This is a genomic window from Aeromonas sp. TECH754 (genome assembly GCF_056279295.1).
This window is the reverse complement of record NZ_JBWBRA010000001.1, coordinates 4,646,807-4,667,056: the sequence shown is the minus strand read 5'-3', so window position 1 is coordinate 4,667,056 and position 20,250 is coordinate 4,646,807. Positions and strand designations below refer to the sequence as shown.

The following is a 20,250-nucleotide window of genomic DNA, read 5'->3' as shown; positions in this document are numbered from 1 at the left end:
CCACTGTGCCCACGAGGACCGACGACGCCCATGTCCAAACTCTTCTTCGCCCTGCCTCTGCACGCGCTGGCGCCCGCCCTGATCGACTGGCGCGAGCGGCGTCCCTGGCCCGGCCTGCCAGTGCCCGAGGCCAATCTGCATCTGACCCTGGCCTTTCTCGGTGAGGCCGACGAGGCCACCCAGGCCCAACTGATGGCGGCCGCCGAGCTGCAACACTGCCCGCCCTTTCGCGTCCGGATCGATCAGACCGGCTGGTTCAGTCGTGCCAAGGCCGCCTGGGTGGGGCCGAAGGAGTGGCCGAACGAGCTGAACGTGCTGGCCAGGGCGCTGCGTCGTCACGGCGAGAAGCTGGGGCTTGGCAACGGCGAGCAGGGCTATCGCCCCCACATCACCCTGTCGCGCAAGGCCGGCGAGGCCCCGATTGAGCTGCCGGCGCCGGATTTCACGCTGCTGGCCGATCGCTTCTGCCTCTATCGCTCCGTCAGCACCCCGGAGGGAGTTCACTACGAGCCGCTGGCCTGCTGGCCACTGCGGGCCCGCGCCAAGCAAGACGAAGGCGTTCGCGTCACAGCAGAAAACCATAACGAGAACAATCGATGATCTTCGATCCCCCTTTACAGTCCGGGCAGTTGATCGCCCGCTACAAACGCTTCCTGACCGACGTGCAACTCGACAGCGGCGAGACCATCACCATCCACTGTGCCAACACCGGCGCCATGACCGGCTGCGCCCTGCCGGGCACCCGGGTCTGGTACTCCACCTCGGATAACCCCAAGCGCAAGCTGGCCCACAGCTGGGAGATAGCCCAGAGTCCGGCGGGCCACTTCATCTGCGTCAACACGGCCCGCGCGAACCAGATCGCCAGGGAGCTGATCGAGCAGGATCAGCTCGCCCCGCTGGCGGGGTATGCCAGGCTGCGCACCGAGGTGAAATATGGTGAGGAGAACAGCCGCATCGACCTGCTGCTGGAAGACGACCACAGGCCCTCATGCTACATAGAGGTGAAGTCCGTCACCCTGCTCGATGAGCGCGAGCAACCCGGCATGGGCTACTTCCCCGATGCGGTCACCGCCCGTGGCGCCAAGCACTTGCGTGAATTAATGGCCATGAAGGCGGCCGGCCACAGAGCCGTGCTGCTGTTCATGGTATTGCACTCGGGAATTGAGCGGATGCGCCCTGCGGCCCATATAGATCCGCTCTATAGTCAACTTATTGAGCAGGCTATGGCGGCAGGGGTTGAAATTTTATGCTATCGCCCCCATGTTGGGGTGCAAGGCATGGTGGCACAGAATTTTATTCCATTTGAATCTGGCTACCTGCTACCCGAGGGCTGCGAATAAATACTGGAGTGGGTAACATAATTGGCAAGGCTTGTTTGCCTCCGGTTAACCCTTCTGCTATAGATACGGCCCTCAATTTACGGATGGCACGGGTAGCGTGCTGAATTAGGAGACAGGGCATGCCAACAGGCGAAAACAGGAAATCTCTGGGCCCCCTGGCCATTGCGGGTGTAGAGCCTTACCAGGTCAAAGCCGGTGAGGAGTACATGAATGACCAACAGAAGGTACATTTTCGCAAGATCCTGGGAGCCTGGCGCAACCAACTGATGCAAGAAGTTGACCGCACCGTCGACCATATGAAGGATGAGGCTGCCAATTTCCCGGATCCAGTCGATCGCGCCGCGCAGGAAGAAGAGTTTGCTCTCGAACTGCGGACCCGCGACCGTGAGCGCAAGCTGATCAAGAAGATCGAGAAGACCTTGCTGCTGCTCGAAGAAGACGACTTTGGTTACTGCGAACACTGCGGCATCGAAATCGGCATTCGTCGTCTCGAAGCCCGTCCGACCGCCGACCTCTGCGTCGACTGCAAGACGCTGGCCGAAATCAAGGAAAAACAGATGGCCGGCTGATGCCGACCGTCGAGATGTACAAAAAGGGAGCCTGCGAGCTCCCTTTTTTATTGAGCTTTTGGCCGGTGCGTCCCAAAATGCTGCCTCAATGCATCCTTTGCCCGAATCGCCAACCCCGTGAACACAGCTCCCCCCTCCCGGCGCCGTCCTTATATAGGCCGCTTTGCCCCCTCCCCCTCGGGTCCGCTCCATTTTGGCTCCCTGATCGCGGCGCTCGGCAGCTTCCTGCAAGCCAGATCCCGGCAAGGGCGCTGGCTGGTGCGCATCGAAGACATCGATCCGCCACGGGAGATGGCGGGGGCCAGCGGCCTCATCCTCCAAACTCTGGAGGCCCACGGCCTGCACTGGGACGGGGAGATCATGTTCCAGAGCCAACGGCACGGGCGCTATGACGAGATCATCGAGCAATTGTATCGGGCAGGAGCGCTCTACTGGTGCCGCTGCACCCGGCGCGAGATCATGGCCAGCGGCGGCCTGTACAACGGCCATTGCCGCACGCTGGGGCTGGGGGCACCGGATTGCGCCGCCCGCCTGCGCCAGCATCACCCCGTCTATCGCTTCGAGGATGCACTGCAGGGTGAGATCGCCGTGCCCAGCGGGCTGGCCGAGGAGGATTTCATTGTTCGCCGCCGGGACGGGCTCTACGCCTATAACCTGGCGGTGGTGGTGGATGACATGGACAGCGGCATCACCGAGATAGTGCGTGGCGCCGATCTGCTGGAGCCCACGGTACGCCAGATTGCGCTCTACCAGACGCTGGGAGCCACGGTACCCGACTGGGTGCACCTGCCGCTGGCGGTGCTGGCCGATGGCAACAAGCTGTCCAAGCAGAACCATGCGCCGGCGCTGGCGATGGATGATGTCAGACCGGCCCTGTGGCAGGCGCTCGCGTTTCTCGGCCAATGCCCGCCACCTGAGCTCAGAGCGGGCTCGGTCGACGAGATCGTCACCTGGGGCATCGAACACTGGCAGCTGGCACGGGTCCCGCGCCAGCAAAAGATCGCTTTGGGAGCCCGATAGGCAGACCCCATTGTTGCTCATTGGCTGAGCACGGCGCCTGCCGAATACCGCCCGTGGTTTTGCTCGCGGGCAGGCCCGAGGCCCCTGAAGAAACCGCACTGTTTCTCATTTGGTCAGGGCTGAGCTATGATAGGCCGCTATTTTTTGGCCTCCCGTCAATTTGAAGTCATGAAGAGGTGTACCATTTTTTCCCAGATCGCAAACTTTTGCCGCAAGGTGCTCGGCAAGGAAGACGGCGAGCAGTCGGTGGAGTCAACCATTCCGACCCACGTAGCCGGCCAGCGTCGTACCTTAAGCCGTGACCAACACCCCATCTCGCGCAAAGAGATCAGCGAGAATGCACTCAAGGTGCTCTACCGCCTGAATAAAGGTGGCTATGACGCCTACCTGGTCGGCGGCGGCGTCCGTGACCTGCTGCTCGGGAAGACGCCAAAGGATTTCGACATCGCCACCAACGCGACCCCGGAGCAGATCAAGGCGTTGTTCAGCAACTGCCGCCTGATCGGCCGTCGCTTCCGCCTGGCCCACATCGTCTTTGGTCGTGACGTGATCGAAGTGGCTACCTTCCGTGGTCACCACCATCAGGTCAATACCAGCAAGCATGTGTCGGCCCAGTCTGATGAAGGCATGCTGCTGCGGGACAACGTCTACGGCACCATCGAAGAAGATGCCGAGCGCCGCGACTTCACCGTCAACGCCCTCTACTACAGTGCCAAGGATTTCACCCTGCACGACTTCGAGGGTGGCATCGAGGATCTGGCCCAGCGCAAGCTGGAGCTGATCGGCGACCCCGAGACCCGCTACCGGGAAGATCCGGTGCGGATGCTGCGTGCCGTGCGTTTCGCCGCCAAGCTGGACATGACCATCAGCCCGCGCAGCGCCGCCCCCATCAAGGAGCTGGCACCGCTGCTGCAGGACATTCCGGCCGCACGCCTGTTTGAGGAGACGCTCAAGCTGTTCCTGGCCGGCGATGGCCTCGCCACCTACAAGCTGCTGCGCGAATACGGGCTGTTCCAGCCGCTGTTCCCGCAGGTGGCCGCCCTGTTCACCCCCCACGGCAACTCGCCGTTCGAGCAGTTCATCGAGCTGGCGCTGATGGACACCGACAACCGGGTCCGCGAAGACAAGCGGGTCAATCCGGCCTTCCTCTACGCCACCCTGCTGTGGGGCTGTGTCGAGGCCCGCGCCCGGGTGCTGGAAAACGAGAGCGGCCTGCCCTGGCACGACGCCTTCATGCTGGCCATCAACGAGGTGCTGGACGCCCAGGTACGGATCATCGCCGTGCCGCGCCGCTTCACCACCGACGTGCGCGACATCTGGGCGCTGCAACAGCGGCTCACCCGTCGCCAGGGCCGTCACCCCGAGCGCGCCATGGAGCATCCGAAGTTCCGCGCCGCCTTCGACTTCCTGCTGCTGCGCAACCGGGTCGAACGGGGCCTGGGCGAGCTCGCCAGCTGGTGGGAACGCTACGTGGCCTCCAACCCGGACGTGCGTCCGCAACTGCAACGGGAAGCGACTCGCCGCCCGGCGAGCGGTGAACGCGCCCCGGCAACGGAGCCCCGTGGCAGTGACGGTGAGAAACGCGGCACCAACAGCCGCAATCGCCGTCGTCCCCGCCGCCGCAAACCCAAAGCGGCCGAGTGATACTCTGATGACCGAGGTCTTCGTTGCCGTCGGCTCCAATCTGGGCAATCCCGTCGCCCAGGCCCGGCATGCCATCGCCGCCCTGGGCAGGCTGCCGGAGTCAGAGCTGCAACAGGCCTCGCAACTTTACGGCAGTCGCCCCATGGGCCCTGCGGACCAGCCGGACTACGTCAATGCCGTGGTGCGACTTCATACCCGGCTCGGCCCCCTGGCCTTGCTGGATCAACTGCAGAAAATCGAGTTGGAACAGGGACGTGTGCGCAAGGACGAGCGTTGGGGACCAAGAACTCTGGATCTGGATCTGCTGCTGTACGGCGAGCAGGTCATCCAGCATGAGCGCCTGACCGTCCCCCACTACGGCATGAAGGAGCGGGAATTTGTCCTGCTCCCCCTTGCCGAGCTCGTACCCGCCCTGGTGCTGCCCTGCGGCACCCCACTCACCGAACTGGTTGCCCGCTGCCCGCGCAATGGTCTCGTGATCCTTGCCGGCGCCACGGGTGAGTAGAGGAGTAGGAGCAACCTTATGAGCAAGATAACCACCACCAGCCTGTTGAAGATGAAGCAGGACGGGCAAAAGATCACCGCTATCACCGCCTATGATGCCAGCTTCGCCAAGCTGTTCGACGACGAAGGCGCTCAGGTGCTGCTCATCGGTGACTCCCTCGGCATGGTGCTGCAGGGGGGGGAAGACACCCTGGGCGTCAACATGGACGAGATGGTCTATCACACCCGCTGCGTGGTGCGCGGCACCAGCAAGGCGCTGGTGGTGAGCGACATGCCGTTCATGAGTTACGCCACCCCGGAGCAGACCTACCAGAACGCCGCCCGCCTGATGGCCGCCGGCGCTCGTATGGTGAAGATGGAAGGGGGCGACTGGCTGTGTGACAGCATCCGCCACCTGACCCGCAACGGCGTGCCGGTCTGCGGTCACCTCGGTCTGACCCCGCAATCCGTGCACGTGTTTGGCGGCTTCAAGATCCAGGGCCGCGACGAGTTCCAGGCCCAGGAGATGTATCGCCACGCGCTCGAACTGCAAGCCGCCGGCATCCAGTTGCTGGTGCTCGAATGCGTGCCGGTCGCCCTGGCCGAGCGCATCACCAAGGCGCTGCGCATCCCGGTGATTGGCATCGGTGCCGGCCCCGCCACCGACGGCCAGATCCTGGTCATGCACGATGCCTTCGGCATCACCTCCGGCTATGTGCCCAAGTTCACCAAGAACTTCCTGGCCGAGACCGGCGACATGCATGCCGCCATCCGCCTCTACGTGAAGCAGGTCAGCGAGGGCACCTTCCCCGGCCCCGAACACTGCTTCAACTGATTGCACGCCCCACGGGCAAGAGCGGGGGCACAGGCCCCCGCTTCGTCATTCTTAACTGGTCGATTCCATCTCTCTTTGAAGTATCTGAAGGTGAACTCTTGATGTTGGTCGTTAACAATCCCGCCGCGCTGCGTGAGCAGATCAATCAATGGCGTCGCGAAGGCCGAGCCATCGCATTCGTGCCCACCATGGGCAATCTCCATCAGGGCCATCTCACGCTGGTCGATGAGGCGCGCAGCCACGGTGAGAAGGTGGTGGTCAGCATCTTCGTCAACCCCTTGCAGTTCGACAAGGCCGACGACCTCGCCAACTACCCCCGCACCCTGGAGCAGGATTGCACCGCCCTGCAAGCCGCCGGCGTGGATCTGGTGTTCACCCCGACGCCAGAGCTGATGTACCCCCACGGGCTCGCCAGCCAGACCTTCGTCGAGGTACCCGGCCTCTCCGGCCTGTTGGAAGGCGCGCTGCGGCCGGGGCATTTTCGTGGTGTCAGCACCGTCGTCGCCAAGCTGTTCAATCTGGTGCAACCGGACGTAGCCTGCTTCGGCCAGAAGGATTATCAGCAACTGGCGCTGATCCGCAAGATGGTGGCCGACCTGGCCATGCCGGTCCAGATCGTCGGCGTGCCGACCGTGCGGGCCGAGGACGGGCTGGCGCTCTCCTCGCGCAACGGCTACCTCAGCGCGGCCGAGCGGACGCTGGCCCCCGAGCTCGCACGCACCATGAACTGGATAGCCCAGCAGATTGAGGCGGGGGATCATCACCTGCCCTCGCTGGTGGCTCAGGCCAGCCAGCGTCTCGACAACGCCGGCTTCAGGACTGATGCCATCGACATCGTCGATGCCGACACCCTCGAATCCGCCACCGGCGAGAGCGAGCGGCTGGTGATCCTGATGGCGGCCTATCTCGGCAAGGCCCGCCTCATCGACAACCGCGTGGTTGCCCTCATCAACGAGCGGCACGACTGACGATCCCGATGGCCAGCCGTCATCCCGGTCAGGCCATCTTGTCGACCACAGTGTTGCGGCGTACCAAGCCGCCTGAGCCCAAGGAAACACCATGTCCAAGAAGGTTTATTGCATCGCCCAGTTCCAGCCCAAGCCGGGCCAGGAGCAGGCCCTGTTCGCCGTGCTGCAGAGTCTTGAGCCCAACACCCTGCGCGAGGATGGCTGCCAGCAGTACATCGTCACTCGCCACATCCCCAGCCCGTTCGCCGGGGGCGAGAGCTTTCCCCTGGTGTTCAACGAGATCTGGCGGGACATGGCGAGCTTCGAGGCACACTGCCAGCGGACCGAGATCAAGGCCTTCTTCGAGCGCTGCTGTCTGGCCGAAGATGGGATCGTCGCCAAGTGGAACGTCTGTGTCTATAGCGATGAACCGGAGCAATACGACGCCCCCGTTCTCTGAGATGGTCCAGCTATCAAGTAAAAAGGCACCCGAGGGTGCCTTTTCTCATGGCGCCAGCACTCAGTGCCGCAGGCCGGTGCCACGGGAGATCAGCCACCAGGCCAACCCGTAGAACACCACGATGAAGCCGATGATGATGAGGTAGGCGGTGCCGAGCGGCACGTCCGAGATGCCGAGGAAGCCGTAGCGGAACGCGTTCACCATGTAGATGATGGGGTTCACCTGGGAGACACCCTGCCAGAAGGGAGGCAGCAGGCTGATGGAGTAGAAGACCCCGCCAAGGTAGGTGAGCGGCGTCAACACGAAGGTCGGGATGATGCTGATGTCGTCGAAGGTCTTGGCAAACACCGCGTTGATCAGCCCCGCCAGGGAGAACAGGATCGAGGTCAGCAGCACGGTGAAACAGACGCTGAACAGATGATGGATCTGCAGCGGCACGAAGAACAGCGACACCAGCGTGACGATGAGGCCGACGCAGAGACCGCGCGCCACGCCACCGCCCACATAGCCGGCGATGATGACGTAGTTCGGCACCGGCGCCACCAGCAGTTCCTCCACGTTGCGCTGGAACTTGGCGCTGAAGAAGGAGGAGGCGACGTTGGAGTAGGAGTTGGTGATGACCGACATCATGATGAGGCCGGGCACGATGAACTCCATGTAGCTGAAGCCACCCATGTCACCGATGCGCGAACCGATGAGGTTGCCGAAGATGACGAAGTAGAGGCTCATGGTGATGGCCGGCGGCACCAGGGTCTGCAGCCAGATCCGGGTGAAACGGGTCACCTCCTTGGTCAGGATGCTCTTGAAGGCGATGTAATAGGTGTTGGCGTTCATGCGCTATGACTCTCTTCCACCGGGGTGATGCAAATAGAATGGGTATTCATGCCTTGCGGCCCTCCTCCACCAGATTGACGAACAGCTCTTCCAGCCGGTTGGCCTTGTTGCGCATGCTCTGCACCTGCACGCCCTGGGCCGAGAGCTGTTCGAACAGGCTGTTGAGGGACTGGCTCTTGTCCAGCTCCACCTCCAGGGTGCGCTCATCCTGCATGCGGCCCTGGAATGCGGGCACATCCGGCACGGCCGAGCCGGGGGCCAGGTCCAGCATGAAGGTCTCGCGACCCAGCTTGCCGAGCAACTGCTTCATGCTGGTGTTTTCAATCAGGCGACCCTTGTCGATGATGCCGATGTTGCGGCACAGCATCTCCGCCTCTTCCAGATAGTGGGTGGTGAGTATGATGGTGACGCCCTGCTCGTTGAGCTGCTGCAGGAACTGCCACATGGAGCGGCGGATCTCGATGTCCACCCCGGCGGTCGGCTCGTCCAGGATCAGCAGCTTGGGTTCATGCATCAGGGCGCGGGCGATCATCAGGCGGCGTTTCATGCCGCCGGAGAGGGTGCGGGCCGCCATGTCGCGCTTGTCCCACAGATCGAGCTGGCGCAGGTATTTCTCGGCACGCACCTTGGCCTCGCCACTCGGCACGCCGTAGAAGCCAGCCTGATGGGTGACTATCTGGCTCACCTTCTCGAACATGCTGAAGTTGAACTCCTGCGGCACCAGCCCGAGCTGGGCCTTGGCCTGCTCCAGCTGGCTGTCGATGTCGTAGCCGAACACCTTCACCTTGCCGGCACTCTTGTTCACCAGTGAGCTGATGACGCCGATGGTGGTGGACTTGCCCGCCCCGTTCGGGCCGAGCAGGGCGAAGAAATCCCCCTGCTTGACGGTGAGATCTATGCCCTTGAGGGCTTCGACGCCCCCTTGATAGGTCTTTTTCAGACCGGTGATTTCCAATGCGTTCATTGCAACCCCTGTGATGGATGATGCGCCCATCGCGAGACAGAAAAGGCGGCCAAGGCCGCCTGCAGACAGTGATGGCGGACCATCATCCTGCCTTTGCCACTTCCGAGCCTTGCTTATTCTTGCGGAACAACCTTGCCGATGAACGGCAGATTACGATATTTCTGGGCGTAGTCGATACCACAGCCCACCACGAATTCGTCCGGGATGGCGAAGCCTACCCAGTCTATCGGCACCTGTACCTCACGGCGAGACGGTTTGTCCAGCAGGGTGCAGATGGCCAGGGACCTGGGTTCACGCAGGGAGAGGATCTCGCGCACCTTGTTGAGGGTGTAACCGGTATCGATGATGTCTTCGACGATCACGATGTCCTTGCCCTTGATGTCATCATCCAGGTCTTTCAGGATGCGCACGTCACGGGTGCTGTGCATGCCGGAGCCATAGCTGGAGGCGGTCATAAAATCCAGGGTGACGGGCAGTTGGGTCTGACGGCACAGATCGGCCAGGAAGACGCAGGAGCCGCGCAAGAGGCCAATCATGACCACTTCATCGGAACCCTGGTAACGGGCGGTGATCTCTTCACCCAATTTGGCGATCCGGGCGGCGACTTCGGCCTCGGAGATCATCACCTCGACAATGTGCTTCATCACATACTCCAATAATGGCCAAGGGTTATTGGCCGTTCATTAACATCAAAACCGAAGATTCTACCATTCCAACCGGAGGGCGTCAGGCATACGTGATGCTTTTATCGGCTTATTTTAATTGATAGAGTTAGCGAGCCTTTTGGCATTATCGGTGACAATACTATAAACACCATAATCAATAACTATTAGATGAAAAAACTATGGAACCACGCGCAGAAATAAGACGTCGGACCCGGCTCTCGCCGGAGGCTCGCCGTGATCAATTGATGGAATGTGCCATCGAGGTGTTCTCCCGTCGCGGCATCGGCCGTGCGGGGCATGCCGAGATTGCCGAGCAGGCCAAGGTATCGGTCGCGACCGTGTTCAACTACTTCAACACCCGTGAAGAACTGGTCGATGAGGTATTGGCCGAGATCGAAGGCTTTGTGCAACAGATCCTCGAGCAGGCTTACAGTGGCCAGGGTCCAGTCAGGGACAGCATCCACCGCCACGTGAAGCTGTTTGTCGATGCGGCCTATGATCAACCAGACCACGCCAGTATCTGGCTGGAGTGGAGCTCATCGGTGCGGGAAGAGGTATGGCCTCGCTACACCCGCTTGCTGGACAAGGCGCTGGAACGCATTGCGCCCCACCTGCAAGCCGCCATGGACAGTGGCGAGATCCAGAGCGTGCTGTCGGCGCAGGATCTGGCCCGCTCCCTGACCGGGTTTGGCTATGTCATGATGCAGATGATCAATCAACCTCAGCGCCCGTCCCGGGAAGAGGTGACCGATTTCCTGTTCAAGTATGTGACGGCCCCCATCCAGGCCGCTTGATGCCCTGCCAATGAAAAGCGGCGCCGACTGTTCAGGTCGGCGCCGCTTTTGTTTGTCTGTTATCCACTCAGATCAAGGCTTGGCATAGCCCCAGCGCTGGGTCAGATCCTGCTCGATACCGAGGTGGTCCAGGATCCGCGCCACCATGAAGTCCACCAGATCCTCGATGCTCTTGGGCTCGTGATAGAAGCCCGGCGCCGCGGGCATGATGGTCACCCCGAGCCGCGCCAGCTTCAGCATGTTCTCCAGATGGATCGCGGAGAAGGGGCTCTCTCTGGGCACCAGGATGAGCTGGCCGCGCTCCTTGATCACCACGTCCGCCGCCCGCTCCAGCAGGTTGTCGGAGGCACCGCAGGCGATGGCCGAGACGGTTCCCATGGAGCAGGGACAGACCACCATCTGCTTGGGGGCAGCCGAGCCCGAGGCCACCGGCGAGAACCACTCCTCCTTGCCGCAGGCCACTATCTGCCCCTCTTTTGCACCATATTGGCGGCAAAGGTAAGCAGACAACTCCCTGGGGGAACTCGGCCAATCCACCTGCCGCTCGGTTTTCAGCACCACCCGGGCCGCCGAGGAGGCCAGCAGATAGACCCGATAATCGGCTTGCACCAGACATTGGAGCAGTCGCAGGGCATAAGGCGCGCCGGAGGCGCCCGTCAGCGCCAAAGTGATCTGTTTATCCATATTAACTTGAGATCTTCTGCTGGAGGCGGGCGAGCAGCTTGTCGTGAATGCCGCCAAAGCCGCCGTTGCTCATGATCAGAATATGATCGCCGGCGCGACTCTCGGCGACCAGGTTGTCGATCAGGCGCTCCAGATCGCCAAACACGGTCGCCGGACGGCTCATGTGGGAAGTGACCTCGCCCAGATCCCAGCCGATGTTGGACGGCTGGAAGAAGAACACCTCATCGGCGCCGTCGAAGCAGGCGGCCAGCTCAGCCTTGTGCACCCCCAGCTTCATGGTGTTGGAGCGGGGCTCCAGCACCGCCAGGATGCGGGCCTTGCCTCCGTTCGCATCAACCCTGGCGCGCAGGCCGCCGAGGGTGGTGTCGATGGCGGTCGGGTGGTGGGCGAAGTCGTCATAGACGCTGACGCCGGCCACCTCGCCTTTGAGCTCCATGCGCCGCTTGGGAGACTTGAACTGGCACAGGGCTGCGATGCCGTGCTCCACCATGACGCCGGCATGGCGGGCCGCGGCGATGGCCATCAGGCCATTGCTGACGTTGTGCTCGCCGATGCACTCCCAGTGCACCTCACCCTGTTTGGTGCCGTCGAGCCACACCTCGAACACCGAGCCGTCGTCCGCCAGCTTGACCGCCTTCCACTTGGCGTCGTCCTGACCCACCAGCTCCACCTCGCTCCAGCAGCCCATCTCACGCACGACACTGAGATTGTGATCGGCCTGCGGGAACAGCACCCGGCCATTGCTCGGCACGGTGCGCATCAGATGGTGGAACTGGCGCTGGATGGCGGCCAGATCCGGGAAGATGTCCGCGTGGTCGAACTCCAGGTTGTTCATGATGAGGGTGCGCGGATGGTAGTGGACGAATTTGGATCGCTTGTCGAAGAAGGCGCAGTCGTACTCGTCCGCCTCGATGACGAAGAAGGGTGCAGATCCTAAGCGCGCGGAGACCGGGAAGTTGCCCGGCACGCCACCGATGAGGAAACCGGGTTCCAGTTTGGCGTACTCCAGCACCCAGGCCAGCATGCTGGCGGTGGTGGTCTTGCCATGGGTGCCCGCCACGGCCAGCACCCAGCGATCTTTCAGCACATGCTCCAGCAACCACTGCGGGCCGGAGATATAAGGCAGATTGCGATCCAGCACATATTCCACGCAAGGGTTGCCACGGCTCATGGCATTGCCGACCACCACCAGATCCGGGGCCGGGCTGAGCTGGGACGGGTCATAGCCCTCGGTCAACTCGATGCCCTGCTGCTCGAGCTGGGTGCTCATGGGGGGATAGACGTTGGCATCCGAGCCGGTCACCCGATAACCGAGCTGCTTCGCCAACACCGCCAGACCACCCATGAAGGTGCCGCAGATCCCGAGAATGTGAATGTGCATACCACTGCCTTTTCCAGTAAAGGGAGCCCGCATTCTACCAAGGTAACTGCAATTTGGCAGACCCAAGCTGACCGATGGGCGCCAACTCTGTCGCAGTGCCCTTGAAATATGGTCATTTGATGCGACATCGCTATAATATCGGCCTGCAAACTTGACTCAAACACTCAGAGGAAACGTCATGAGCCTGAACCTGGTACCGGCTGGCAAGAGCCTGCCCGACGACATCTACGTCATCATCGAGATCCCGCAGAATGCCGATCCGATCAAATACGAAGTCGACAAGGACAGCGGTGCCATCTTCGTTGACCGCTTCATGTCCACCCCGATGTTCTACCCGTGCAACTACGGCTACGTGAACGCCACCCTGTCTCTGGATGGGGATCCCGTCGACGTGCTGGTGCCGACGCCGTACCCGCTGCTGGCTGGCTCCGTCATTCGCTGCCGCCCGGTCGGCGTGCTGAAAATGACCGACGAATCTGGCGAAGATGCCAAGATCGTGGCCGTACCGCACTCCAAGCTGACCAAGCAATACGATCACATCAAGGATGTGAACGATCTGCCCGAGCTGCTGAAGGCCCAGATCCAGCACTTCTTCGAGCGCTACAAAGAGCTGGAAGCAGGCAAGTGGGTCAAGGTGGAAGGTTGGGGCGACAAGGCTGCCGCCGAAGCCGAGATCGTTACCTCCGCCGAGCGTTACGCTGCCGCCAAGTAAGCGTACCCCTCGCAAAAAAGGCGCCTCATGGCGCCTTTTTATTTGCTCTGGGCTGGCGATCCGGCGGATCCCCCTGGATATAGAGATCACGCCCATTCTGCCGGTAAGGGCGATAGTAGCTGTCACCACAGCGGTAGTCCCCACCAGCTTCCCCCACCAGATCGCAGTTGACCGGCAACACCTCCAGCCATTTCACCGCCTGCTGGAAACGCAGCCACTCCTGCCACTCATGTTCCCGCGCCAGCTGATCCCGCAGGGCAAAGGTGTCGGCCGTGGACAGCCCCTGATTGACGAAGACCTGGCCCGCCGCCGCAGGCAACGCCAGCAATAGCAGAAAGAAGGTGGCGACAGCTTTCATGGTGGTTCCCCGTATGACTTATTTTCAAAATTAAATTTAAAGTTTTATCAGATAATTACCAATTCATGTGCATATGAATCAATCCAAATTCCGCCGTCTAACCTAGTTGTTTAATATTACCCGGCGCAGGATGCACCCTCATGAAACTGGCACAAGGTCTGCTGTGGAGTCTGGTACTTGGCTCGGCCACCGCCCACGAGGTCAACTTCAGCTGGCAATGGCAGTCCGCCGACGGCCAGCAGAAACACCTGCAACTGAGCACGGATGATCGTGTCATCTCGGCCAGCCGACACGAGATGACGCTGATCGATACCTCCCTCAACTTCCCGCTGGAGACGCTCTACTCCTACATCAGCCCCCGGCTTTACAGCAGCATCAACCAGATCAACGAGAACAGCCCCGAAACCGCCACCAAATTCCGCAATCTGGAACAGGCGTTTACCCTGCACGACGACAGCCTGGAGTCGGCCCAGTTCTGGCAGGCCTATCAGCAGTATCAGGAAGATGCCTTCTACCAGATGCGGGTGCTGCCCTGCGTTCATCCGGCCAATCGCAAGTTGCCCTGTGTGAGACCCAATTATTCCCAGTTGTTCTATCAGTTCAAGGGGGACCTGAAGGCCCTTGCCCAGCAGTTCTCGGCCAAGGATCTGGCCACCAGCGTCAACCTGTTGCAGGAGTGGTTGAACGCCATTCCCACTCCCCCCGAGCAGATGGATCACTTCGCCCCGCCCCTCCAGGCGCTGCAGGACAACAAGGCCGACAGCGACGAGAAGGCGCTGTTGATGGCCAGCCTGCTGGCCGAGCTGGCGCCGCAATATATGCTCAGCATCATCTATCCGAACATCAGCATCGGCAGTGTCTCCCCGGCCTGGCTCGCCATCACGGCCGACAGCGGCTTGAAGGGAGAAACCGTGGTGATCGACAACCAGCGCCACATCTTGCTGACCGGCTCCCCCCTGCTGGCCCAGCAGATGACCATGGCCCAGATCCCGCTGGTGAGCGAGCCGCTCTACTGACACCGACTCCTCAAACCAGTTAATAATCGATTGATTATTAACTGCCGCATGCCATTCTAGCCGCCCTCGCCCGCCAGCGTCCTGCGTTGACACGCAGCATAGCCTGATCATTCGCGACTTTATTTAACACTTTTTAAACACATCCGATCAGTTTAGGATGAGTACTGCCCCATTCCCTCAATCATGAAATCGTTATAACATAACAAAGGAGTGTCATCAGGATGAAACATCTCGTACTTACTCTGGCGCTGCTGCCGAGCCTGGTCATGGCCCACAACATCAAGGAATCCGCTCAGGTGCCGCTGGTCAATATCAGCGACAAGGGTGAGCTGGTGCTGAAAGACAAAGAGATCAGCTACCAGCCATGGCAGAGCCAGGTGCTGACCGGCAAGGTATTTCTGATCCAGCACATCGCGGGTCGTTCCAGTGCCAAGGAGCTCAACGCCCCCATGATCGAGGCGATCAAGGTGGCCAAGTTGCCCCACGAGCAGTACCAGACCGTCACCATCATCAACAGCAATGACGCCATCTGGGGTACCTCCGGCTTTGTGAAGAGCAGCGCCGAAGACACCAAGAAAGAGTTCCCCTGGTCCGCGCTGGTGCTGGATGCCAAGGGCATGGCCCGCAACGCCTGGGCGCTCGCGCCGGAGAGTTCGGCCATCGTATTGCTGGATAAAGAGGGCAAGGTGCTGTTCGCCAAAGATGGCCAGCTCGATGCCACCGACATCACCAAGGTGATGGGGCTCATCAAGTCCCATCTGTGAATCAGAGAGGAGGGGCGCTGATGGCGCCCTTTCCATAGGGGTTTATGGTTAGTTCCAAGCTGAAAATCTGGCTATTGCTGCTGGGCTGGTTGTGGTTGCAACCGGCACTGGCACAGCACCCGCTGGAAGCGGATCTGCCTGACCACAGCCACCATTGCCTCATCTGTGCCCTCCATCTGGATGGCAAGCTGGCGCTGACCCCGCCCCCCAGCCTTAGCGCTCCGCAGTTTTCCGATTATCCCCCGGCCATTCCCGGCTTCACCAGCACGGGCAACCTCAGCGCCCGCTATTACAGCATCCGAGCCCCGCCAGTCTTTCATCGTTCCCGTTTTTGAATAGCTCCCCTATTAATTGTTTTAAAAGGAATAACGATGAAAGCAGTCACCCTGTTGCTGGCGGCCGCCGCCTTTGGCGCACAAGCGAATCACGATGAACACGAGAGTCACGGTGCCCACGAGCACGGCCACGGCCACCTCAATCTGGTGCTCGATGGCAACCAGCTGATGATCGAGCTGCAGGCGCCCGCCGCCGATCTGGTGGGCTTCGAACATGCCGCCAAGACGGATGCCGAGAAGGCGCAATATGCCAAGGCCATGACCCAACTCAAGCAGCCGGCCAGCCTGTTCCGGCTCGATCCCGCCGCCGGTTGCGCCCTGACCCAGCAGGAGATCAACGCCGCCAAGGAAGAACATGACCATGACCATGACCATGACCATGACCATGAAAAGGCTGGCAGCGATCAGGATGAACACCACCACGAAGACGGCCATGCCGATCTCGGCGCCATGTACACCTATACCTGCGCGGCCCCGGCCAAGCTGACTGGATTGGAAGCCACCCTCTTTACCGTCTACCCGAGCCTGGAGAAACTGAGCGTGCAGGGCATCCTGCCCACCGGTCAGACTGCGGCCGAGCTGACCCCGTCCGCCTACAAGCTGAGCTGGTGAACCCATGAACAACGCCGTGGTTGAGATCCGCGATCTGGCCTTCGCCTGGCCAGGTGGCGAGGCTGTACTCGATCTGCCCGCCCTTCGCATCGCGCAAGGGGAGCGGGTGTTTATCAAGGGGCCTTCGGGTTCCGGCAAGTCGACCCTGCTCGGGCTGCTTGCCGGGATCCAGACCGCCGACCACGGCACCCTGGAGGTGCTGGGCCAGCCTTTGGCTCAGCTCTCCGGCCGCGCCCGTGACCACTTCCGGGCGGCCAATCTGGGTTATATCTTCCAGCAGTTCAATCTGCTGCCTTTTTTATCCGTACTGGATAATGTCACTACTGCACTCACCTTCTCCCGAGAGAAGCGATCCCGCCTGCGCGGCAGTCCGGAACAGGAGGCTCGCCGCCTGCTGGGCGAGTTGCAGTTGCCGGACGAGGCGCTGCACAGGCCGGTCCATGCCTTGAGCATCGGCCAGCAACAGCGTGTCGCCGCCGCCCGGGCGCTGATAGGCTCGCCGCCCCTGGTGATCGCCGACGAGCCCACCTCGGCGCTCGATACCGACAACAGAGCCGCCTTCATCAAGCTGTTGTTCGAGGAGTGCGACAAGCAGGGCTCGACCCTCATCTTCGTCAGCCACGACCCCTATCTCGAACCCCTCTTCCCCCGGGTGGAAAACCTGCAGCAGCTTAATCGGAGGGCCGTATGAGCAGCAGCACCCCTCTCTGCCTGTGGCAGAAAAAACCGACCAATAGCGCTACCCAAACCATAAAAAGGAGGGTGGCATGCTGAAACTCGCCCTGCAAAGTCTCTGGGCCCGTCGCCTCACCGCCGGGCTCACCCTGTTGGCCGTGGCCATCAGCGTCACCCTGCTGCTCGGGGTGGAGCGGGTGCGCACCGAGGCGCGCGAGAGCTTCGCCAATACCGTCTCCGGCACCGATCTCATCGTCGGCGCCCGCTCCGGCCAGGTGAACCTGCTGCTCTACGCGGTGTTTCGCATCGGCAACCCCACCAACAACGTGGGCTGGGACACCTATCAGGCCATCAAACAGCGGCCCGGCATCGCCTGGACCATTCCCCTCTCCCTCGGGGATTCCCACAAGGGCTTCCGGGTGCTCGGCACCACTGGCGACTACTTCCGCCACCTGAAGTACGGCCAGCAACAGTCCCTGCAGATGCGGGAAGGCCGCCCGTTCGAGACGCCGTTCGAGGCGGTGCTCGGCGCCCAGGTGGCCGAGAAACTCGGCTACAAACTGGATCAGTCCATCGTCATCGCCCACGGCGCCGGCAACACCTCCTTCAGCCAGCACGACAACCTGCCGTTCAAGGTGGTGGGGATCCTGGCGCCGACCGGCACCCCGGTCGATCGTACCGTGCACGTGCCGCTGGCCGGCATCGAGGCCATCCACCTCGGCTGGGACACGGGTCGCCACAGCAAGAACGTCACCGCCGAGCAGGCGCTGGCGCAGGATCTCACCCCCAAGACCATCACCGCCTTTATGGTGGGCTTAAGTAATCGCATATTGGCGTTCCAGCTGCAGCGTGGCATCAACACCTACACCGGTGAACCTCTGATGGCCATCTTGCCGGGGGCCGCATTGCAGGAGCTGTGGGGCATGATGAGCGTGATGGAGACGGCGCTCAGCGTCATCGCCGGCTTCGTGGTGGTGGCGGGCCTCATCGGCATGCTGACCACCCTGCTGGCGGGGCTCAACGAGCGGCGCCGCGAACTCGCCATCTTGCGCTCCCTCGGCGCCGGCCCGTCCCATCTGTTCCTGCTGCTGGCGCTGGAGGCCATGGCCCTCACCACCCTCGGCATCGCCCTCGGGGTCGCGGTGCTCTACCTCGGACAGCTGCTTGCCACCCCCTGGCTGCTCAGCCACTATGGCCTGCAACTCGGCCTCGGCCTGCCGAGCGCCTACGAATGGCAACTGCTGGGACTGGTGTGGCTGGCAGGCATGGTGATTGGGCTGCTGCCCGCCGCCCGCGCGTATCGCTACAGCCTGAGCGATGGCATGAGTATCCGGATATGACGATGACGAAAGGAAAGATGACGATGTGGAGAATGCTGGCGCTGCTGCTGGGTGTGTTGGCATTGCCTGCCCATGCCGTAGATTACAAGACAATCGACTGGGATGTGCTCATTCCAGAGGGTGAAAAACTGCTACCGCCGCCCCAGGTCAGCCACGACGGCAACCTGGCCTCGGTGCCGCAGCCGGTCGGCGGGGTCAACAAGAAGCTGGACAACCAGGACTTGCGCATCCCGGGCTTCGTGGTGCCGCTGGAGGGAGATGCCAAGAAGATCACCGCCTTCCTGCTGGTGCCCTACTTCGGCGCCTGCATCCATGTGCCGCCGCCCCCCACCAACCAGGTGATCTACGTGAGCTACCCCAAGGGCGCGCCTGTGGACGATCTGTGGGACGCCATCTGGGTGAAGGGCAAGATGCGCACCATCAGTTCGAGTCACGAGATGGCCACCGCCTCCTACTCCATGGAGGCGACCGAGGTCAGCGTCTACGAAGAGTAAGCCGCTACGCCTATTGTCTTGATGCACAATCAAAATGGTCTCCCTCGGGAGGCCATTTTGTTATCCGGCCTGCACATCGGGCCCCAGCACCGTCTGAGAATCTGTTCACGACCTGTAACGAGAGGTCGTCAGCAAAGTAAAGAGCAGCGCAGGAACCGGAGCGTATAGATATACGTGAGGATTCCGAGCAGCACATGAACCTTGATCACGAGCTCACAGTAAGATCGTGGATAGGTTCTGGGGATTGCTCGTTTGGCTGCTTGGGGTAACATTGAATACCAGCCTGATCCACCCCTGCCATCACGGAGCCAGCATGGCCGATCTTCCGCCCCCCAAGAAAGAGAGTTCCATTCTGAGCAGTCAGGAGCAGACCCTGCGCCTGGCCCGCAGCCGCAACATCGATGGCATGCTGACCCGCAACAGCGACAGCACCTTCGAGCAGCGCGCCACCTTCCGCCAACTGGCGGATCAGGCCGCCCGCCAGCGCAACCTGGAATCCATCATGGTGATGGCGGCGCGCCACTGCGAGGAGACGGCCGCCGGTGGCGAGATGGACAGCGACTGGCTGACCCGCTTCCTGCAGCTGGCCGAAGAGATCAGCATGGTGCCCATGCAGCAGCTGTGGGGGCGGATCTTCGCGCTGGAGGTGGCGACTCCGGGCCGCTTCTCCATCCGGGCCCTCAGCACCCTCAAGGAGATGACCCAGCGCGAGGCCCAGCTGTTCCAGCGCATCTGCGCCCTCTGCTGTCACTACGAGGGCAGCGACGAGCAGCGCCTGCTGCTCGGCATGCACAAGGGCGCCAGCCTGCTCAGCCGCGCCAAAGTCACTCGCATGGGGCTAGGCAAATACCGGGTGCCCTACAGCGCCCTGCTGCTGCTGTTCGATCTCGGCCTGCTGCACCGAGGGGAGCTGGAATCCGGGCCGCTGCCGGCGGACGGGGTCGAGCTCGCCTTTGGCAACCAGCATTGGCGACTGCGCCAGCGTCAGAGCGGCCTGACCCTGCTCTACTACCGCCTCACCCCGGTCGGCAACGAGCTCGCCCTGCTGCTGGATGAGCCGCCGCTGGAGGAGTACCTGCAGGATCTGAAGACCCTGCTGGCGACCAACCTGCAGATAGAGACCCTGACAGCGCCCCCCGCCAGCGCGCCGGAGATCAACGCCTGAATCGGCCGGGAGCCCATCTGGGCTCCCGCTTCACGGCTTGCCAAATTGCGAAAGCAGGGATTTCATTCCCAAAACGGCTCCCAAAAAGCGAATCGATTCAGCAATCTATCGATACCTCGCCCGGTCGCCCTCCTCCGCTGACACATTTTTTTCGAACAA

The 20,250-nt window shown here is 61.7% G+C and carries 25 protein-coding genes; 19 read left to right on the top strand and 6 right to left on the bottom strand.

The annotated features are described in order from the left end of the window. Positions 1–30: 30 nt before the first annotated feature. From thpR to ACZ9IL_RS21440, 9 genes are all read left to right on the top strand, one after another. Positions 31–600 (top strand): RNA 2',3'-cyclic phosphodiesterase, encoded by a 570-nt coding sequence (thpR, locus tag ACZ9IL_RS21480; RefSeq protein WP_476005267.1) that lies wholly within the window; start codon positions 31–33, stop codon positions 598–600. Beyond that, on the top strand, positions 597–1,340 hold the full coding sequence (gene sfsA / locus ACZ9IL_RS21475; protein WP_476005266.1) for a DNA/RNA nuclease SfsA: 744 nt from the start codon (positions 597–599) through the stop codon (positions 1,338–1,340). Before thpR ends, sfsA begins: the two co-directional genes overlap by 4 nt. Before the next feature lie 119 nt (positions 1,341–1,459). Beyond that, positions 1,460–1,909, top strand: a complete 450-nt coding sequence (gene dksA, locus ACZ9IL_RS21470) for an RNA polymerase-binding protein DksA (protein WP_005329052.1) — start codon at positions 1,460–1,462, stop codon at positions 1,907–1,909. A 117-nt stretch (positions 1,910–2,026) separates the two neighbouring features. After that, entirely contained in the window at positions 2,027–2,929 is a 903-nt protein-coding gene (gene gluQRS / locus ACZ9IL_RS21465) for a tRNA glutamyl-Q(34) synthetase GluQRS (RefSeq protein WP_476005265.1), read from the top strand. Positions 2,930–3,097: 168 nt separating this feature from the next. Continuing rightward, the gene (gene pcnB / locus ACZ9IL_RS21460; protein WP_476005264.1) at positions 3,098–4,573 is read left to right on the top strand and encodes a polynucleotide adenylyltransferase PcnB; all 1,476 of its coding nucleotides are present in this window, start codon (positions 3,098–3,100) and stop codon (positions 4,571–4,573) included. 7 nt (positions 4,574–4,580) lie between these two features. Beyond that, the gene (folK, locus tag ACZ9IL_RS21455; RefSeq protein ID WP_476005263.1) at positions 4,581–5,078 is read left to right on the top strand and encodes a 2-amino-4-hydroxy-6-hydroxymethyldihydropteridine diphosphokinase; all 498 of its coding nucleotides are present in this window, start codon (positions 4,581–4,583) and stop codon (positions 5,076–5,078) included. An 18-nt stretch (positions 5,079–5,096) separates the two neighbouring features. After that, complete coding sequence (gene panB / locus ACZ9IL_RS21450) at positions 5,097–5,891, top strand: 3-methyl-2-oxobutanoate hydroxymethyltransferase (RefSeq protein WP_476005262.1); 795 nt, start codon at positions 5,097–5,099, stop codon at positions 5,889–5,891. Between the two features lie 101 nt (positions 5,892–5,992). Beyond that, a complete protein-coding gene (gene panC, locus ACZ9IL_RS21445; RefSeq protein ID WP_476005261.1) occupies positions 5,993–6,859 on the top strand; it encodes a pantoate--beta-alanine ligase in 867 nt (288 codons plus the stop codon). Positions 6,860–6,950: 91 nt separating this feature from the next. Beyond that, entirely contained in the window at positions 6,951–7,298 is a 348-nt protein-coding gene (locus tag ACZ9IL_RS21440) for a putative quinol monooxygenase (protein ID WP_476005260.1), read from the top strand. Positions 7,299–7,358: 60 nt separating this feature from the next. Here the strand turns inward: ACZ9IL_RS21440 and ACZ9IL_RS21435 are convergent, their stop codons facing one another. From ACZ9IL_RS21435 to hpt, 3 genes are all read right to left on the bottom strand, one after another. After that, complete coding sequence (locus ACZ9IL_RS21435) at positions 7,359–8,132, bottom strand: ABC transporter permease (protein WP_476005259.1); 774 nt, start codon at positions 8,130–8,132, stop codon at positions 7,359–7,361. Between the two features lie 46 nt (positions 8,133–8,178). Beyond that, complete coding sequence (locus ACZ9IL_RS21430; protein ID WP_476005258.1) at positions 8,179–9,096, bottom strand: ABC transporter ATP-binding protein; 918 nt, start codon at positions 9,094–9,096, stop codon at positions 8,179–8,181. A gap of 113 nt (positions 9,097–9,209) precedes the next feature. Beyond that, positions 9,210–9,740, bottom strand: coding sequence for a hypoxanthine phosphoribosyltransferase (gene hpt, locus ACZ9IL_RS21425; RefSeq protein WP_476005257.1), 531 nt, complete (start codon positions 9,738–9,740; stop codon positions 9,210–9,212). Between the two features lie 200 nt (positions 9,741–9,940). Between hpt and ACZ9IL_RS21420 the strand changes: the two genes are divergently transcribed. Then, entirely contained in the window at positions 9,941–10,555 is a 615-nt protein-coding gene (locus tag ACZ9IL_RS21420) for a TetR/AcrR family transcriptional regulator (RefSeq protein WP_033128792.1), read from the top strand. Between the two features lie 72 nt (positions 10,556–10,627). On the opposite strand, the gene ACZ9IL_RS21415 is transcribed toward ACZ9IL_RS21420, so the two are convergent. Continuing rightward, positions 10,628–11,239: a flavin prenyltransferase UbiX gene (locus ACZ9IL_RS21415; RefSeq protein ID WP_476005256.1), complete on the bottom strand. Its 612-nt coding sequence runs from the start codon at positions 11,237–11,239 to the stop codon at positions 10,628–10,630. A 1-nt stretch (position 11,240) separates the two neighbouring features. Then, positions 11,241–12,620, bottom strand: coding sequence for a UDP-N-acetylmuramate:L-alanyl-gamma-D-glutamyl-meso-diaminopimelate ligase (gene mpl / locus ACZ9IL_RS21410; RefSeq protein WP_476005255.1), 1,380 nt, complete (start codon positions 12,618–12,620; stop codon positions 11,241–11,243). Between the two features lie 178 nt (positions 12,621–12,798). On the opposite strand from mpl, the gene ppa reads away from it, so the two are divergent. Beyond that, entirely contained in the window at positions 12,799–13,332 is a 534-nt protein-coding gene (gene ppa / locus ACZ9IL_RS21405; protein ID WP_033128795.1) for an inorganic diphosphatase, read from the top strand. A gap of 25 nt (positions 13,333–13,357) precedes the next feature. On the opposite strand, the gene ACZ9IL_RS21400 is transcribed toward ppa, so the two are convergent. Beyond that, positions 13,358–13,690 (bottom strand): hypothetical protein, encoded by a 333-nt coding sequence (locus ACZ9IL_RS21400; RefSeq protein WP_476005254.1) that lies wholly within the window; start codon positions 13,688–13,690, stop codon positions 13,358–13,360. 140 nt (positions 13,691–13,830) lie between these two features. Here ACZ9IL_RS21400 and ACZ9IL_RS21395 point away from each other — a divergent pair, with 140 nt between their 5' ends. The 8 genes from ACZ9IL_RS21395 (at position 13,831) to ACZ9IL_RS21360 (ending at position 20,091) form a co-directional block, all read left to right on the top strand. Next, positions 13,831–14,706, top strand: coding sequence for a hypothetical protein (locus ACZ9IL_RS21395; protein ID WP_476005253.1), 876 nt, complete (start codon positions 13,831–13,833; stop codon positions 14,704–14,706). Positions 14,707–14,927: 221 nt separating this feature from the next. Continuing rightward, on the top strand, positions 14,928–15,470 hold the full coding sequence (locus ACZ9IL_RS21390) for a YtfJ family protein (RefSeq protein WP_476005252.1): 543 nt from the start codon (positions 14,928–14,930) through the stop codon (positions 15,468–15,470). Between the two features lie 44 nt (positions 15,471–15,514). Next, complete coding sequence (locus ACZ9IL_RS21385; protein ID WP_476005251.1) at positions 15,515–15,805, top strand: hypothetical protein; 291 nt, start codon at positions 15,515–15,517, stop codon at positions 15,803–15,805. A 36-nt stretch (positions 15,806–15,841) separates the two neighbouring features. Beyond that, positions 15,842–16,417, top strand: coding sequence for a DUF2796 domain-containing protein (locus ACZ9IL_RS21380; RefSeq protein ID WP_476005250.1), 576 nt, complete (start codon positions 15,842–15,844; stop codon positions 16,415–16,417). Positions 16,418–16,421: 4 nt separating this feature from the next. Next, entirely contained in the window at positions 16,422–17,108 is a 687-nt protein-coding gene (locus ACZ9IL_RS21375) for an ABC transporter ATP-binding protein (RefSeq protein ID WP_476005249.1), read from the top strand. 76 nt (positions 17,109–17,184) lie between these two features. Next, positions 17,185–18,432: an ABC transporter permease gene (locus ACZ9IL_RS21370; protein ID WP_476005248.1), complete on the top strand. Its 1,248-nt coding sequence runs from the start codon at positions 17,185–17,187 to the stop codon at positions 18,430–18,432. 17 nt (positions 18,433–18,449) lie between these two features. Then, positions 18,450–18,926: a DUF3299 domain-containing protein gene (locus ACZ9IL_RS21365; protein WP_033128957.1), complete on the top strand. Its 477-nt coding sequence runs from the start codon at positions 18,450–18,452 to the stop codon at positions 18,924–18,926. 313 nt (positions 18,927–19,239) lie between these two features. Continuing rightward, a complete protein-coding gene (locus tag ACZ9IL_RS21360; protein WP_476005247.1) occupies positions 19,240–20,091 on the top strand; it encodes a TIGR03899 family protein in 852 nt (283 codons plus the stop codon). Positions 20,092–20,250 lie beyond the last annotated feature (159 nt).

Coding starts and splice junctions, on each gene's coding strand:
- thpR (WP_476005267.1), top strand. CDS start 31: ATGTCCAAACTCTTCTTCGCCCTGCCTCTGCACGCGCTGGCGCCCGCC.
- sfsA (WP_476005266.1), top strand. CDS start 597: ATGATCTTCGATCCCCCTTTACAGTCCGGGCAGTTGATCGCCCGCTAC.
- dksA (WP_005329052.1), top strand. CDS start 1,460: ATGCCAACAGGCGAAAACAGGAAATCTCTGGGCCCCCTGGCCATTGCG.
- pcnB (WP_476005264.1), top strand. CDS start 3,098: ATGAAGAGGTGTACCATTTTTTCCCAGATCGCAAACTTTTGCCGCAAG.
- folK (WP_476005263.1), top strand. CDS start 4,581: ATGACCGAGGTCTTCGTTGCCGTCGGCTCCAATCTGGGCAATCCCGTC.
- panB (WP_476005262.1), top strand. CDS start 5,097: ATGAGCAAGATAACCACCACCAGCCTGTTGAAGATGAAGCAGGACGGG.
- panC (WP_476005261.1), top strand. CDS start 5,993: ATGTTGGTCGTTAACAATCCCGCCGCGCTGCGTGAGCAGATCAATCAA.
- ACZ9IL_RS21440 (WP_476005260.1), top strand. CDS start 6,951: ATGTCCAAGAAGGTTTATTGCATCGCCCAGTTCCAGCCCAAGCCGGGC.
- ACZ9IL_RS21435 (WP_476005259.1), bottom strand. CDS start 8,132: ATGAACGCCAACACCTATTACATCGCCTTCAAGAGCATCCTGACCAAG.
- ACZ9IL_RS21430 (WP_476005258.1), bottom strand. CDS start 9,096: ATGAACGCATTGGAAATCACCGGTCTGAAAAAGACCTATCAAGGGGGC.
- hpt (WP_476005257.1), bottom strand. CDS start 9,740: ATGAAGCACATTGTCGAGGTGATGATCTCCGAGGCCGAAGTCGCCGCC.
- ACZ9IL_RS21420 (WP_033128792.1), top strand. CDS start 9,941: ATGGAACCACGCGCAGAAATAAGACGTCGGACCCGGCTCTCGCCGGAG.
- ACZ9IL_RS21415 (WP_476005256.1), bottom strand. CDS start 11,239: ATGGATAAACAGATCACTTTGGCGCTGACGGGCGCCTCCGGCGCGCCT.
- mpl (WP_476005255.1), bottom strand. CDS start 12,620: ATGCACATTCACATTCTCGGGATCTGCGGCACCTTCATGGGTGGTCTG.
- ppa (WP_033128795.1), top strand. CDS start 12,799: ATGAGCCTGAACCTGGTACCGGCTGGCAAGAGCCTGCCCGACGACATC.
- ACZ9IL_RS21400 (WP_476005254.1), bottom strand. CDS start 13,690: ATGAAAGCTGTCGCCACCTTCTTTCTGCTATTGCTGGCGTTGCCTGCG.
- ACZ9IL_RS21395 (WP_476005253.1), top strand. CDS start 13,831: ATGAAACTGGCACAAGGTCTGCTGTGGAGTCTGGTACTTGGCTCGGCC.
- ACZ9IL_RS21390 (WP_476005252.1), top strand. CDS start 14,928: ATGAAACATCTCGTACTTACTCTGGCGCTGCTGCCGAGCCTGGTCATG.
- ACZ9IL_RS21385 (WP_476005251.1), top strand. CDS start 15,515: ATGGTTAGTTCCAAGCTGAAAATCTGGCTATTGCTGCTGGGCTGGTTG.
- ACZ9IL_RS21380 (WP_476005250.1), top strand. CDS start 15,842: ATGAAAGCAGTCACCCTGTTGCTGGCGGCCGCCGCCTTTGGCGCACAA.
- ACZ9IL_RS21375 (WP_476005249.1), top strand. CDS start 16,422: ATGAACAACGCCGTGGTTGAGATCCGCGATCTGGCCTTCGCCTGGCCA.
- ACZ9IL_RS21370 (WP_476005248.1), top strand. CDS start 17,185: ATGCTGAAACTCGCCCTGCAAAGTCTCTGGGCCCGTCGCCTCACCGCC.
- ACZ9IL_RS21365 (WP_033128957.1), top strand. CDS start 18,450: ATGACGATGTGGAGAATGCTGGCGCTGCTGCTGGGTGTGTTGGCATTG.
- ACZ9IL_RS21360 (WP_476005247.1), top strand. CDS start 19,240: ATGGCCGATCTTCCGCCCCCCAAGAAAGAGAGTTCCATTCTGAGCAGT.